General features: G+C 47.5%; 9 protein-coding genes. 6 read left to right on the top strand and 3 right to left on the bottom strand.

Annotated elements, in window-relative coordinates; all coding sequences use genetic code 11:
• Positions 1–58 precede the first annotated feature (58 nt).
• From recG to CRO74_RS10370, 3 genes are all read right to left on the bottom strand, one after another.
• Positions 59–2167: an ATP-dependent DNA helicase RecG gene (recG, locus tag CRO74_RS10360; RefSeq protein WP_097125863.1), complete on the bottom strand. Its 2109-nt coding sequence runs from the start codon at positions 2165–2167 to the stop codon at positions 59–61.
• A gap of 62 nt (positions 2168–2229) precedes the next feature.
• The gene (locus CRO74_RS10365; RefSeq protein ID WP_097126093.1) at positions 2230–3651 is read right to left on the bottom strand and encodes a DUF5723 family protein; all 1422 of its coding nucleotides are present in this window, start codon (positions 3649–3651) and stop codon (positions 2230–2232) included.
• 133 nt (positions 3652–3784) lie between these two features.
• On the bottom strand, positions 3785–6919 hold the full coding sequence (locus CRO74_RS10370) for an efflux RND transporter permease subunit (RefSeq protein ID WP_097125864.1): 3135 nt from the start codon (positions 6917–6919) through the stop codon (positions 3785–3787).
• 127 nt (positions 6920–7046) lie between these two features.
• Between CRO74_RS10370 and CRO74_RS10375 the strand changes: the two genes are divergently transcribed.
• The 6 genes from CRO74_RS10375 to CRO74_RS10400 all read left to right on the top strand — a co-directional run bounded on the left by CRO74_RS10375 (position 7047) and on the right by CRO74_RS10400 (position 15809).
• A complete protein-coding gene (locus CRO74_RS10375) occupies positions 7047–7289 on the top strand; it encodes a LuxR C-terminal-related transcriptional regulator (RefSeq protein WP_097125865.1) in 243 nt (80 codons plus the stop codon).
• Between the two features lie 387 nt (positions 7290–7676).
• Positions 7677–8870 (top strand): DUF4934 domain-containing protein, encoded by a 1194-nt coding sequence (locus tag CRO74_RS10380; RefSeq protein WP_179830159.1) that lies wholly within the window; start codon positions 7677–7679, stop codon positions 8868–8870.
• Between the two features lie 118 nt (positions 8871–8988).
• Entirely contained in the window at positions 8989–9495 is a 507-nt protein-coding gene (locus CRO74_RS10385) for a hypothetical protein (protein WP_144035894.1), read from the top strand.
• A 383-nt stretch (positions 9496–9878) separates the two neighbouring features.
• Entirely contained in the window at positions 9879–11420 is a 1542-nt protein-coding gene (locus CRO74_RS32300) for a DUF6734 family protein (RefSeq protein ID WP_097125868.1), read from the top strand.
• Entirely contained in the window at positions 11417–12538 is a 1122-nt protein-coding gene (locus CRO74_RS10395) for an efflux RND transporter periplasmic adaptor subunit (protein ID WP_097125869.1), read from the top strand. The genes CRO74_RS32300 and CRO74_RS10395 overlap by 4 nt, the downstream gene beginning before the upstream one ends.
• 106 nt (positions 12539–12644) lie before the next feature.
• Positions 12645–15809, top strand: a complete 3165-nt coding sequence (locus CRO74_RS10400) for an efflux RND transporter permease subunit (RefSeq protein ID WP_097125870.1) — start codon at positions 12645–12647, stop codon at positions 15807–15809.
• Positions 15810–15822 lie beyond the last annotated feature (13 nt).

Raw genomic sequence — 15822 nt, forward strand, 5'->3', positions numbered from 1 at the left:
ATATATTTAAATTTATAAATATACTATTATCTTGTTCAGTTTACTTAGTACTGAATTACTATGAAATCCTACCCCAGTTGTTTTCTGACTGTTTGATAGAATCTACGTGATTACGAATGGGTGCATGCTGGGGTAATAGAAGCTCTGGATCCTCGGCCAGAATGGCCTGAGCTGATTCACGGGCGGCTGATAAAATTGCTCCGTCTTTTGCGAGGTCAGCAATCATGAGGTCCATCACACCGCTCTGCTGGGTGCCCGATAAGTCGCCGGGGCCACGTAGTTGAAGGTCGACATCGGCAATCTCGAAGCCATTATTGGTCCTCACCATCGTTTCGAGCCGGGTGCGGGTGTCTGTACTCAATTTGTACCCGGTCATCATGATACAATAGGACTGGTCGGCTCCCCGACCTACCCTACCCCGTAACTGGTGCAACTGTGAAAGGCCGAACCGCTCGGCACTTTCAATGACCATTACGCTGGCGTTCGGCACGTTTACACCAACCTCAATAACCGTCGTTGCCACCATAATCTGGGTTTCCTTTTTCAGGAACCGCTTCATCTCATCGTCTTTTTCGTAGGGTAACATCTTGCCGTGCAGCATACCAATTTCATACGTAGGCCGGGGAAACGCCCGCTGCATGCTCTCGAAGCCATCCATCAGGTCTTTGTAATCCAGCTTTTCAGATTCTTCGATGAGCGGATACACCACGTACACCTGCCGACCCAGTTCGATTTGCTGCCGGATAAACCCGAACACTTCCGACCGGTGCTTGTCGTACTTATGAACGGTTTTAATAGGCTTGCGGCCTTTGGGCAACTCATCGATGGTCGACACATCGAGGTTACCGTATAACGTCATCGCCAGCGTGCGCGGAATGGGCGTTGCCGTCATCACCAGAATATGAGGGGGAACTGTCTCATTTTTACGCCACAGTTTGGCTCGTTGCGCTACGCCAAACCGGTGCTGTTCGTCAATGATGCAAAGGCCTAGATTCTTATACTGAACAGCATCTTCAAGCAGCGCATGCGTACCCACCAGAATGTGCATTTTTCCCGATTGCAATTCCTCGTGAAGCACAACCCGCCGTTTTTTATTAGTCGAACCGGTCAAAATCCCGAGGTTCAGGCCCATAGCGTCGGCAAAGGGTTTCAGGCCATTATAGTGCTGATCGGCCAGAATCTCCGTGGGGGCCATCAGGCAGGCCTGTGCTCCATTGCCAATCGCGATCAGGCAGGTGATAAAGGCTACTATTGTCTTACCACTGCCCACATCGCCCTGCAACAGCCGGTTCATTTGCTTACCGCTCAGGAAGTCAGCGTAGATTTCTTTGATAACGCGCTGCTGCGCCCCCGTCAGTTCGAAGGGCAGCAGTTCGTTGTAGAAATGCTTCATCAGGGAAGTATCCCGGAAAATCTGTCCGGGAAATTCCTCTTTTTGAATGAGTTTGTTCTTGATCAGCCGAAGCTGGTTATAGAACAGTTCTTCGAATTTCAATCGGCGCTGGGCCTGCTTTAGCCAGCCCTGGTTCTGCGGCAGGTGGATATTCCACATTGCCTCCCGTTTGCCAATGAGCCGGTACTGCTGAATGAGCGACTCGGGCAGAGTTTCGCGGATATGTGTCCAGGATTGTTCCAGCAGGATTCGCATGGCCTTACCCAGCACTTTACTGTCGAGATGTCGTTTGCGAAGCTTGTCCGTTAAGTTATAGACCGGGAAGAAACCCGGTTCATTTTCGGTAGCGGCATTGGCGTTCTCCAACTCCGGATGCACAATGCTAAACTGGCCATTAAACGACTGGGGCTTGCCATACGCAATGTATTCGCCCTCCCGCCGTAATGTTTTCTCGATGAAGGTGATTCCCTGAAACCAGACAAGACTCATCGAGCCGGTACCGTCGGAAAAAGTAGCCACCAGCCTCTTTTTAGGCCCTTCACCTTCCAGATACCAATCACGCAGCCGCCCCCGAATCTGGGCAGAAGGCATCGAATCCATCAACTCGCTGATGGTATAGTAGCGGGACCGGTCGTCGTAACGAAAGGGATAATACTGAATCAGGTCACCGTACGTAAACAGGTTCAACTCTTTGTTGAGCAGTTCTGTACGCTGCGGTCCTAAGCCTTTGAGGTAGGCAAGCGGAGTATCAAAAAATGTAGCTCGTTCGGTCATAACAGACCCGGTAAATCCCGGTTTATAGGCAGGATTAGACCAAAATTACGCATTTCTGCCGATTACTCCTCCACGCGCCCAATGCCAAACGCTACACCCATGTAGATATCCAATCCGCGCGGATTGATGCCGTTAGAACTATTACCCATCAACCCCAGCAGGTTATCGGTGCCCAGCCAACCTGGTCCCATCCGAACGGAGGCTCCGGCGGTAACGGCCCCATTTAAATAGGCGATTGGCGCCGATAAACTCAGCCAACGGGCATCGTACCGGGGTGTTATGGCCAGAATCGTGGGCTGATGAATCGCTTTTGCCTGTATTGACCGCATATCCTTCAGGTAGGTCAGGTTGATACCCAGTCCACCGGGAAGCTGATAATCTGCCGTGAAATTAAACGACGTTGGCAAACCTGCGTTGAAGCTGTTTTTATCAGCAGCGCGACCCGTGTTAAGTTTTTCCTGAATAACCTGAGCGATGGCTTGTGGACGGCTGTTTCCATTAAAGTCGCTTGCAGCAAACCGTACCGGGTTTACCCCAATATCCGTAAAGCTATACTCACCGCCCGTGTATGAAATTCCGCCAATATCGGCTATCGCCATCCCTACCCGTAATGCCGGGCTGTCAGAATCATACTGATCAACATAGGTAAAGCCGATATCAAGACCAAGCCCTTTGCCAGGCGCAGATGTATTGAATAGTGTTTGTGGATTCAGGCTTCTGTTCTGGAGAAAGGTCGTATAGGCAAGGGTGGCATCCAGGTCGGTAACCTCCAGTAGCGCATTATTCAGGTTATCAGGGTCGGTTATAATCCGGTAGTCCAATCCTCTGTTTATCAACTGCTGGGCGTTATAGCCCAACAGAAACTTGCCGGTGGCCCCCAACAGAAGCTTTCGCCCATCGCCTTCCCAAAGGGTACCGGCATAGGTAACTCCCAGTTCGGCATAGGTATTGGTGTTGGCGCTAAATTTATTATCGTTACTCGGGATACTATAGAATCCACCATTATTCAGGCTGGCCCGCAAAGACGACAAAATGGATTCTGATGCCCCAACCACCTGCCCCACCGCCCGAAAGCGGGTGGTTACGGCAAAAGCGGCTCGTTCGCTGGTGCGCACCAGAAACGAAGGACCCCGGACTTCGCCCCAGATCGTTCCATTCTTTGGGCGGCCATTTAATGTTTCACGGGTGTAATCGGTTTCGAAACGAATCGAACCATCTGGACTTTTGTACTGAGCGGGTACATTGTCGGTGATTAGCCGGAGCAGCGAAAAAGGGGCCTGATAACGAACGTAGTTATTATCAACATGTCCATTGCCCGTAGCAATGTTCAGGTAAAATTTCGAGGGGGAGTCGGCCGCTAAAGCAGGGTTAATGTAGAGCCGGTTAGTACCGCCATATCGGCTGGTTGAAATACCAAGGAGATTTTGAGAAAAGCAGGTGGTTGCACACAGAACTAAAAAACCACAAATAAACGGGTACTTCATGCAATGACTGGGTGAATACGATAGCATACTGCAAAAGAAACGCAAATCCGCTATTGGTGTTTACTCTTTTCAAATTATTTCAATTTAGCAGCGAATCGACTACCAAAATCAAACCAGCTAATTTTTGCGTTCGTTACCTGGCTCTTCTAACTAAAAAGAGAGGTAAATAACCCGTGACAGCTACCAGCGACATGAGCAGCCCCCCTATTGTACCAATACCTAGGGCATACCAGAACGCTTCCTGCTCATATAGCAGAAACGGAACCATGCCCACCACGGTCGAGAGTACCGTTAACAATACCGGCCCAATTTTATGCCTGAATGCTTTTTGGTACGCAGCGAAGCGTGTTAAACTCGGGAATCGTTTTTGAAGCCGGTTCATCTCGGCTACCATAAAGATACCGGCACAGACCACATTGCCCGCCAGGAGAATAAAAGAAGCGTAGCCGCCCTGATCGAAATTGCTATCAGTCCAGTAAAATGCCAGAAATACACCCGTATACGATAAGGGAATCAGGCCAATTAATGCCAGTGGTTGCCAAAAGCTTTCAAAGATGACAGCGCAGATGATATAAATCAATAGGATAACCAACCCAATTAATTCGTAAGGGGTGCGCTCGTCTTTACCGAACCAGAAGCGATCGGCAACGTTTGCGGTGTAACCCAGCGGAAGCCTGGCCCGTAGGGTATCCAGCGTTTTGTTCAGGAACTTCTCACCGAAATTATAACTCCCGAAATACTCAAAACTGATTAATCGTTTGTACTGCTGATCCTCCTTATGGATTTCCGGGGTTACTTTTTGGCGCACGATTGTGCCCATATCGTGCAATTGTGTGCTTGCCGACCCAATCGTCAAAGGCTGATTCTGCAATTGCCAAATGTCTGTCGTTCGGCTTTGAGCCGGTATTAGTTTGATAGGCTCATAGTCGCCGTCGATAAAGGCATACTGGTCGGGTTGGGGCCGGGCGTTGAGTTCGGCCAGCCGGTCGTAGAGTTGACTGGACCCAATGCCCCGTAACGCCAGTCGTTCGGGGTCGCTTTTCAGCACAAATTCGTACAATCGCCTGCGCTGAAACAAGCTGGGGCTCCGGTTAATGTTTACTTCCTGAATGCGTGGGTGTTTCTCCAGCAGTTGTTTCAGTACAGTAGCCTGCTGCCCCAACTGTAGGTAGTTATAGCCATATAATTCAACATTGAAGGTCGGCGTTTCGTCTTCGTTAAGGCTCTGGCTAAAGCCCTGCCCCAGGCCGTAAATATTCCAGTCGATGCCACTCATTTCGGTCGAGAGTAAAATAGCCCGGTTCTTTAATTGATACGGGAAAATGCCCTGATCGTGTGGCTCTTTAAAATACACGACCAGACTACCCTCCTGCCCGTTGTTGATTTGTGTAATGAATTTATCAATCTCTCCATACTGGCCAAGATTGGATTCGAACCGCCGAAATACGGCATCCATTTGTTCAGGCGTACTTTGGTTAGGTAGTTCGGCTATGACGTATAGCGCCGTGCGTTCGGGCTCGCGCTGGTACGAGCCTGCATACACATAATTGACAAACAGCCGACTCGTACCACCAAGCCATTTGTTAACGGAAGGTTGTAGGTTATCCGCATAAAAATCACTGCCCAACGTGGCTTTGTAGTACGGAGCCAGCGGGTTCGTCGGTTCCAGTGCCGTTGGTAGCCTGAACACCGGCAAGCCAATGAGCAGAACGGCAGCCACCATAGCCCATAACCGATACCGAATTAGCCCTGCCACAACGCGCCCGTATAGCCGCTCCCACCAAAGCGTTCGTTTCGCTCGTTTGCGGTGTTTTTCAGAAGCCAACGGGTTCGGGCCGGGCTCATTTTTCCAGAACTGCTCCATCAGGGCGGGTGTCAGGAGCATAGCCACCAGCAACGAAATAACGAGTGTAATGGCCATTACCACCGCAAAATCGCTGAGTGCCTGCCGGTTTTCTTCGGGCAAAAACCAGACAACAACCAAACCGGCGCAGGTGGTTAACGTGCCCCCCAGAAGGGCCGTAAATACCCGCAAATCCCGGTATCGGCGGTAATGGTCGATCATCACAATAACGTTGTCCATGATAATACCCAGCGAGGTTGTCAGGGCCGCCAGCGAATACAGATGGATGTCGATGCGCAACCAGACAAACACCAGCACCGATAAAAGCAGGGTCACCACCGTACTCACCACAATCAGGCTAACGTAGCGAAGGCTTCGGGTAGTAAGCGCCACAAAAAGCAGTAATACGGCAATGGCAACACCGGTTTGAATGCCAATTTTGCGCAGGTTTTCGGCAATATAAACGGTGGCGTCATAGTCGACGTCTAACCGATAGCCCGCTGGTAGCACAAGCTGGGCCAATTGCTTCCGTAACCCCTGCGCTACAGCCAATTGGTTGGCTCCGGCGGTAGCCATCAGAACCAGGTTGACGGCCGTTTTGCCGTTGATCCGATAAAACTGATCGGGCGGGGGCTCCTGCCGGGCTATGCTGACAAGATCTGTCAGGTATATGATCCGCCCGGCCCTGTTTGCGACCGGAATGTGTGCCCAAACGTTCGGCTGGGTTGCGGGGACATTATCCAGCCGGACCCGCAGCGTCTGACCGGTCGACGAAACAAGCAGCCCCAGGGGTTCGCGGGCAAAATAGGCGGTTACCGCTACCCGAAGATCATTTTCGGTAAGTTGTAACGTAGTCAGTGCATCGGCGTTGTAAGTCAATACCCACTCGGGCCGACTACCACCGAACACCGCCACACTCCCGATACCCTCTGTGCCCGCCAGGCGGGGTTTTAGTTGCTCATTGGCGTATTGTTGAAGGCTGGCCGACGATACGGGGCCGCTGAGCTGGAGCGTAAGTAAAGGTTTTGTACGGCTCTCTTCGTCCGGCGTGTTCAGGCTGATCTGCGGATACTCTACTGATGGCGGCAACCGGGGATACACCTGCCGAACCAGCGCGGCCAGCTCAAACCGAAGCGCATCGGTATCCGCCGAACGATCCAGCTCTACCGTTACATACCCCCGATTATAGGCGGATACCGATCGTACTTTTTTAACATTAGCCAGGGTGCTGAAAGCCCCTTCCAGCCGCGACGACACCTGCCGCTCAATGGCCTCCGGCGAGGCTCCCCACCAGGCATAGCTCACGGTAATAGAGCGACCTGCCTGTTGGGGAGCCAGTTGCACCGATAAACGAGGTAGTAAGGCAAGCCCTATAACCGATAAAACCGTAAATACGATTACTAACTGGTAGCTTTTAGCGAGCATATCATATACCGAAAGTTGTACACTGTAATCTTTTAAAAAGAATTTGTGTATTTGTTTGGCGAAAGTATATTTTTTTTTTTACACTTGCCAAGTAAATTAAATCCACCAATCCTTCTACATAAGCGATATGTTTTTCCCAACCAGTTTCCCGATACACGGGTCTTACCTAACTGCCCGTGAAGCCGAAGTGCTGTGGCTAGGGCTACAGGGGTTAACGATCTTACAAATTTCCGAGCGAATCGTCCGTAGCCCCAAAACCATTACCCGCCACCGCGAAAACATCCGCACTCGTTTTGGCCTGACAGGCTATCATAGGTTGCAGCTATTTGCGCTAAAAATCCGGCCCGAGCTCGAAAAATGGGTTAAGTAACCCATCAATATGGGTAATGTTATCCATTGTGTATGGCCAAGAGAAGGTTAAACTTTGTAGTGTTCAATAGATTGTTTCACTTTTTAAATTAAATAAGTATGAATACTCAAGTGACGAACAGAAAAACACTGTTGAAGGCAGCTATTCTAAGTACTTCCTTAGTAATGGGTCTAACATTAGGACAATCAATGTTTAATGAAGCCCAAGCTACTGGTGGTAGCGGTAGTAAAGGACCTCTTAAAAAGAGTAACCTCGGAAAATACTGTTGCGGAAACACTGAAACAACAAGTTGTGGTGCAGCCGGTTGCTAGTAAACATACATTGCCGGAGTATTCATGATGTACTCCGGCAGTCTTTTATTTCGATTTAAAAAAAATGTTTCATTTTATGAAAATATATATCCCTTTAGCGTTGTATGCGCTTTTTTTTATTGGTTGTTCTACTAATAATGAAAAAGAAGATATCTATAAAGTGCCAAACTTGAAGCTGGGCAATATTAGCAACAGTAGAGCACTTAAAGCTTCCGAATTATTTAAAACATTTAAATTTATTCCTTTAGAATCCAAAAAAGATAAGTTGATTGGAACGATATCGAAAGTAATACTACATAAAGACGTATTCTTTATAAAAACTAAGGATAATATAACTGCTTTTAATATAAAAGGGAAATACATCTTTGATATCTCAAGCAAAGGTGAAGGATCTAATGAGTATAAAACCATTTCTGATTTTATTATCAGTGATAACATAGAAATATTAGATCACATAAGTGGTAAAGTTATAGTTTTTAATCTAACTGGAAAGTTTTTATTTTCATGGAAATATCCCTTTATTGCAACCAACTTTGTAAAGATGCCTGATGGAAATTACGTGTTTTATAGTGGTAATGCACCCAACGATGACAATAGTATGGTTCGAGTGTTTTCCAGGGAGAAGAATTCAGTAATTCATAGTCAATTTCCAATAAAGTCTCAAAACGCCAGGTATTTTCAATATGACGATCATAATAATTTTATTTTTTATAAAGGATTAAATTTTACAAAGTCGGGAGATAACACTATCTATAAATTTAGTAAAAATAAATTTACCCCATATTTAAACGTAGATTTCGGGAAATACACAATTCCTGACAACGTCTTTAATCAGAATTTCAATGATGTGTTAGAGTTTGATAATTACCTTAAAAAAAATGAATATGTAGGTATATTTAACTCCATGTACCTTGAAACTGATCACTTTAAATGGTTAGTTATTACTTATCATGCAGATCAAAAGCTTTACTTGATATACAATAAGAAGCACGGAGAGACTGTATTGTGCAAGGCCATAATTGATGATATTAATTTTGATGGTAATCTTTCTTTACCAGTTAGTTTTAATACCATTCCTACTGGTATAGACAACAAATCGCTTGTTATATCTATCGAATCAGAGGACTTTTTACAGATGGTTCAGGAAGTAAAAAACAAGATAGGTGACCAAGCATGGAATAAATTGCTAACAAATCACAAAGATATTAAACAAATATATAATACCACAACACTTTCAAACAACCCAATTTTAATTTTAGCTGGATTCTAAAAATATGAGCACTAAGAGTTTAATAATTGTAGTATTACTAACCATAATTGGTATAGTATTTTATGTTGGTCTAAATAGGGAAACGTCTCAAAGAGATCTGTTTACCAAAACATCTAGCATGCATAAAGGAATTATTAAGACGATGACTCAGTACTATTATGTAGAAATAGAAAATCTCGATAAATCAGTAAGTCCCAAAGCCAAATTGTATGATTTACACAGCAACACATTGCAAATTACAAAATTAGAAAAGAAGGTTGCATTTTGCATTCCTGAAGGTGTATGCAATGTATGCTATGAAACGTTCTTTGAGGAGTTCATTAATTACTCAAAAATAATTGGAGAAGATAATCTCATAATATTAGTACCGAAATCAAAATTAAGAGAAATGTTTGTTGAGTTGGGTGTTAATGCCAAAAAGATCAATATTCAAATATATGGGGTAGAAAGTAGCGAGCTTGGCCTTGATCTATTTAATAAATCATCACCCTTTATGTTTGTTTTAGATAAAGATTTAAGAGCAAAAAATCTGCACATACATAACCTAAACTCTCCAAACTTAACAGACGAGTATCTTAGAATAGTAAAGAACAAGTACTTCTTGCCAATAAGATACGAAAGTTAGCCTAGGAAAATATTTGTTTATTTTAAGTTATAAAGAAAAAATACGCGGATGCACATTTCTAATGCATATCCGCGAGTAATACTGCTAATATTATAGGGATTAGTAACATCATTATCTTTGTCGATTCATATAGACTAAGAGAAACCGTCGTAGAGTTCAAAGAACGGAGAAAAGACTTCACAGTACTGGGAGTAACCTATAAAGACTTAAAAATAAATATCACATATGTACCGTTTCTATCTATAGTATCGAATGGCTTAAACTTTAAGAATTTATTCGTCCCAAATAGTTTCGACCAAACACTACCTAATGAGTATATATAAGAAATAAAAATTTGGCATTTTCCCAATAAAAAATAATTTTCATTTATATTGAAAATCAAAATGAAAGGAATTCAAAGTTTTTGGCTAAGAGAAACAGAAAAAAAATATTTTACCTGTGGGTGGTTAGATACAAAGTATAACCTTTTCAGTTGGGTATTAAGCAGCTTACAGCTTACTCAGTTCTACAACAAAAGAGAATTAATTACCGATAGTATCGGTGCTGAACTTGCTATAGGAAAACTCCAGTTACCATACACTCATGTCAGTACTGACTTAGAAACAATTAAGCAGGATAACTACTTCTGGGTATCAAACAAGCTTTACACCTACTCCATCCAAAATGAACCATTTATTCACCTGGACACGGACGCGTACCTATTCAAACAACTGCACAGTAAGCTTCTTACCGCACCATTAGTAGCGCAGAATTTCGAATACGACCATACCTATTATACTCAATCCTTTCAGGAAGTTATTGCCAATTGCACGTACTTACCCGATTTTATCAGAACAGATGAACTTGGCCGCTTAACAGCCGTAAACGCTGGTTTGATTGGCGGTACTAACGTTTCTTTTTTCAAAGAATTCGAAACATTTACAAAGGAATTTTTTCAAAAGAATGAGACTGGGCTTAGAAAGTGTACTTATGAGAACATAAATATTTTTGTCGAGCAATTCCTCTTCAAAAAATTTGCTGACTATAAAAATATACCCATTGACTATGTATCCTCAATAGAGTTTGGTCCTGCGCCAGACTACCAAATGGCCAATTTTACCCAATTGCCTACTAACTGCCCTTACATCCATGTGATGAATTACAAACGCAACTCTACCGTTTGCGAGCAGTTAGCCCAACGCCTTTGGCTGGAATCTCCGGAACTTTATGAGCGGGTACTGACCGTTTGCCGCGAGCTGGAAGCTACCCATCATCCCATTTCACAACCGGTTCAACAACAAATACCATCTCCCTTTTATCGAACGGCGTATCTGCTTGAGTCGGTCCAATTACCAAACCCCATTGGCCCATCCGTAGCGGCCTTATCAACCCATATCCAGGCCCTGCCCGAAAACGAGGTCAAATCTGTTCTGGAGGATGTTTATCAATTCGAATACGGTCGGCAGAGGTTCATCGACGCCCTACCCGGTTCGGCAACGCTAACCCAGCACTGGCAAACGTATTCCCGACAAACCAATACGCTGCTGGCTTTGCCTGCTGAAGTATACCACCAGCAATCGATTCGGCTTGGACGCTATTGCCAGCGTATCGAGTCGGACTGGAACTGGGCCGAGACCAATGAGTTCGCTCAGCAGACGGCAGACCGGGATCTGGCCCATAATCTGCACCTGGAGCCCTCTTATCATGAAGTGGTTCTGTACATCTATCTACATCAGGGCATTGTGCGGGAACAACTGCTGGATGCGTTGAACATGCTGATTCTGGATACTCTGGAAGCGCCTGCCAGCATTACTTCGGTCATCGACGGGGTTTGTGACCAGGTGGCGGCTTATCAGTCGGAGGTAGACCGGGCCGAACTGGTCGATACAATCCTGAGTCGCATCCGGCATTTTTTATACCACGGGGTTTTAGAAGTGTGTGAATGAAAAAACATAGATGGCCAGTCGTACTTAGTGCTTTATGTTTGGTTGGGAGTGGACTTCTGACCAACTGCCAACCGGCCACCTCTTCTACCAACGAGGCCGACAGCACCGCGCTGAATAAACCCGCAGTTGCTAATCTACCAACTGTGGTTTGGCAGCCCGCCCGCAAGGCCACCTTTGCCCTCACCGCTGCCGCTACGGGCCTGATTCGGACGCCCGCCCAAAGCCGGTTGAGCTTTCGGATGGGGGGCACCATCCGGCAAGTTCTGGTGCATAACGGTTCGTTACTCTCCGCCGGGCAGGTTATGGCCCGGCTCGACGACCGCGACCAACAACTGGCTCTTCGGCAGGCGCAGGACCAACTGGCCGAGAGCCGCGTTCAACTCCGGGCACTCATTGCCGAGTTTGGTGGTAACGAACTCGACACGGCCAGCCTGAAGCCCAACACCCGTGCTTTTGTCCTTACCAAAAGCGGATTTTACAAGGCTCAAACGGCCCTGGCGCAGGCACGTCAGCAATTGGACTACACAACCTTACGCGCACCCTATGCCGGCATGGTCGCTAACCTGACGGCCAAACCCTATAACTTCATTACGTCTTACGAACCCTTCTGCACCTTGTTAAGTCGGGCAGGCTTACTGGTCGAGTTTTCCATCCTGGAAAGCGAACTGGCTACGGTTCGGGTTGGGTTACCGGTTCGGGTTATGCCCGTTGCGGTGCCGGGCCGTACCTATGCCGGACAAGTGCAGGAAATTAACCCATTCGTCAACGCGCAGGGGTTGGTGCTGGTGAAAGCGCGCATCAACCAGCCCGACAACCAACTTTTTGAGGGCATGAACGCCCGGATCGTTATAGAACGGCGTATACCCGATCAATTGGTTATTCCCAAATCGGCCGTGGTCGAGCGGTCAGGGCGCAAGGTAGTTTTTACAGTCGAGGATAATGCAAACAATCCAGGCTGGGCCCGGCCTGGACTGGCCAAATGGAATTACGTGACCATTGCTCACGAAAACGATACGGAAGTAGCCATTAGCGAGGGGCTAAAACCCGGCGACCGGGTCATTGTTTCCGGTAACCTGAACTTGGCTCACGATGCCCCGGTGGGGGTTGAAAAGCAATAATCAATTTAGGTTTTGAGTCGAAGCCTAGTATTAACTACAAGACTTTCAATCATTAGCGAATAATCAAGAAAATCATTAAAATCATATAAATCCCGGTTCAGACGAGTTGACACGCTACCTCATCCATCGCCCCATTGCCGTTTGTGTGGTCACGCTGGCATTAGCCGTGCTGGGCATCCTGGCGTTCAGGCAACTGCCGGTTTCGCTGTTACCCGACATTCCGGTACCGGAAATTACGGTGCAGGTCAGCTACCCAACGGCATCGGCGCGGGAGTTACAGCGAATCATTGAGCAGCCGCTCCGAAACCAGCTCCTGCAGGTCAATCATCTTGATGATATTGAGTCGGTTACGCAAAACGGATTGGCCGTTCTGACACTCCGGTTCGACTATGGCACCAATACCCGGCTGGCGTATCTGGAAACAAACGAGAAAATCGACGCGATTCTGGGGCAGCTTCCCCGCGATCTCGAACGGCCTAAAGTCATTAAAGCCGGTGCGGGCGACATTCCGGTTTTCAACCTGAACGTATTGCCGGGACTTGGCTATCAAGGCGATTTTCTGGCGTTGAGCGAGTTCTGCGAGAATGTGCTCAAACGACGTATCGAGCAGCTTCCCGATGTGGCTCTTGTGGATGCAACAGGCCTAGCACAACCCGAAGCCGTCGTTCAGGTCGATCCGGGAAAGCTGGCCAGCTTGGGCATTACCGAGCAGCAACTGACCGATGTGCTGAAACAGGCCAATCTCCAGCCCGGCAATTTTAGTGTTCGGGAAGGGCCCTACCAGTACAACATCCGCTTTTCGTCGGTACTGCAAACACCACAGGATGTCGAGAACATCTACATCAGTGTTGGTGGCTCAGGCACACCGCTAGCGAACGCAGCGCAGAACGATCCCCGTGTGTCGTATTTTGCCGACAATGTGCTGACCGCTCAGGAAACGCGGGCAGAAGCCCCCCGTCGGCTTGTTGCCCTCCGGGAAATAGCTACGGTAACACTGCGCGAACAGCCCTTAACGGGCGAATACAGCTTTAGCCGAAACGAGTCGAATTCTCAAAAAGCTACGTCAAAGCGGAGTGTCTGCCTGGCCATTATTAAGCAAAGCGATGCTCAATTGCTGCATTTACGGGCTGAACTGGCCGACTTGCAAACTCAGTTCAGCAAAGATTACCCGCAAATCGACTTTGCGCTGAGTCAGGACCAAACCGAGTTGCTGGATATATCCGTGAATAACCTCATCAGCAACCTGCTGACGGGTGCTCTGCTGACATTCGGCATGATTTTCTTTTTTATGCGCGACCGGCGATTACCGTTACTGGTTGGTCTGGTTATTCCGGTTTCCATTGCGGTCACGTTTCTGGGCTTTTACCTGCTGGGACTGTCGATCAACATTGTGTCGCTGGCCGGGCTGGTATTGGGCATGGGCGAAATTGTGGATAGTGCCATCATTATTCTGGAAAATATCGAGGAGAAGCGCGAAGGAGGTATGCCTGTCGAGGCTAGTTGTATAGCAGGTACCGAAGAGGTCATTCGGCCATTGTTTACCTCCGTACTAACCAATTCGGCGGTGTTTATGCCGCTGCTGCTTCTGAGCGGACTGGCCGGAGCGTTATTCTTCGACCAAGCGGTATCGGTATCGCTGGCATTGGGCACCTCGCTGCTCTGCTCCTATACACTCGTGCCGGTTTTGTATTCTTTGTTGTATCGCCAGGAAACAGGCCCTAAACTGACACAATCGCCAACCCGTTTTATGCGGTGGTTGGATACGGCTTACCTCACTACATTTTCACTGGCGTTTCGATTTAAACGGAGCCTGTTGGTAAGCCTACTGCTGTTACTGGCTGGCGCGGGCTGGATGGCCGTTCATATCGGGAAGCAGGGAATGCCCGACGTTAGTCGAACCGAACTGGAGGTCTTTATCGACTGGAACGAGCCATTGACTGTCGCTGAAAATCAACGCCGAACCGAACAACTAAGTCGACAACTTGCCCCTGCGCCGGAGTATGTCAGTATGTTTACAGGGCAACAGCAGTTTATCCTCAACCGGCAACTCCAGCAAAGCCAGAACAAGACGCTTCTTAGTCTGCAAACAGCGTCTGAGCAAGCCTACAGACGCTTGTCAGCGCAGATAATGACGTTGGTACGGCCACAATACCCCACAGCTATTGTGGCGGTTCGTCCAGCCCGAAATGTATTTGAACAGCTATTCAACACCACAGAGCCCACCCTTCGCCTGAAACTCTATAATACCCAGGGGAAGCAGCCCGTTGATCCGGCTCGTATGGCAGGGATAGAGGAAAAATTGACCCGTTCGGGACTGACAACGAACCCCGTTGGGCAGGAAAATCAGCTAACGGTACGGATTCGAACCGATAAACTGCTGCTTTATGATGTCGATGAAAGCGCCCTGATCAAAAAGCTCAAAACTGTATTCAATAACAATCAGGTCACGAATCTGCAAAGCGAGCAGCGTTTTATTCCGCTGGTACTCTCGGAACCTACTACCCCGAATGGGTATTCGACCTGGCAACAGGCCTTCGTGAATAACCGCCAGAAACAATCCATTCCTTTGCGACAGTTGATTGAGGCAATTCCCCAAACCGACTATTCTGTTTTCTACGCTGACAAAGAAGGTGCGTATGTCCCGTTCGATTTTCTGATCGACAGCCCTTTGGTAAGGCCCGTTCAGCAACGTGTAGCCTCTTTTTTACAACAGGAGCCGGGTGTTTTGGCAGGGTGGTCGGGGCAGCACTTTCGCGACCAAACCTATTTGAACGAACTCTTGGGTGTTGTAGCGGTCGCAATTTTGTTATTATTCTGTATTCTGACAGCCCAGTTTGAATCCCTTCAGCAACCACTTATTGTCCTGCTAATTATCCTTTTAGGTGTGGCAGGAGCTATCTGGTCGCTGTTTCTGGCGGGCGAGAGCCTGAACATACTATCGGTAATTGGTATGATCGTGTTAATTGGCCTGCTGGACAACGATTCAATTCTGAAACTAGATACGATGAACCGAAGTCGGGACGCCATGTCTTTGATGGACTCGATTCGGTCGGCGGGTCAACGACGGCTCAAATCGCAGGTAATGACGTTTTTAACGACTGTACTAGGGCTGGTACCGGTACTTTTCAGTGGCGGACTGGGCTCCGAACTACAGCAACCGCTGGCGCTATCGGTTATTGGGGGCATGTGTGTAGGCGTACTGGTATCCTGGACGGTTATCCCCGTGCTTTACTGGTGGCTTTATAGCAGACAGGCATCCGTTCTGACCTGAACGGATGCCTGTC

The organism is Spirosoma fluviale, from assembly GCF_900230225.1.
Classification (GTDB): Bacteria; Bacteroidota; Bacteroidia; order Cytophagales; family Spirosomataceae; genus Spirosoma; species Spirosoma fluviale.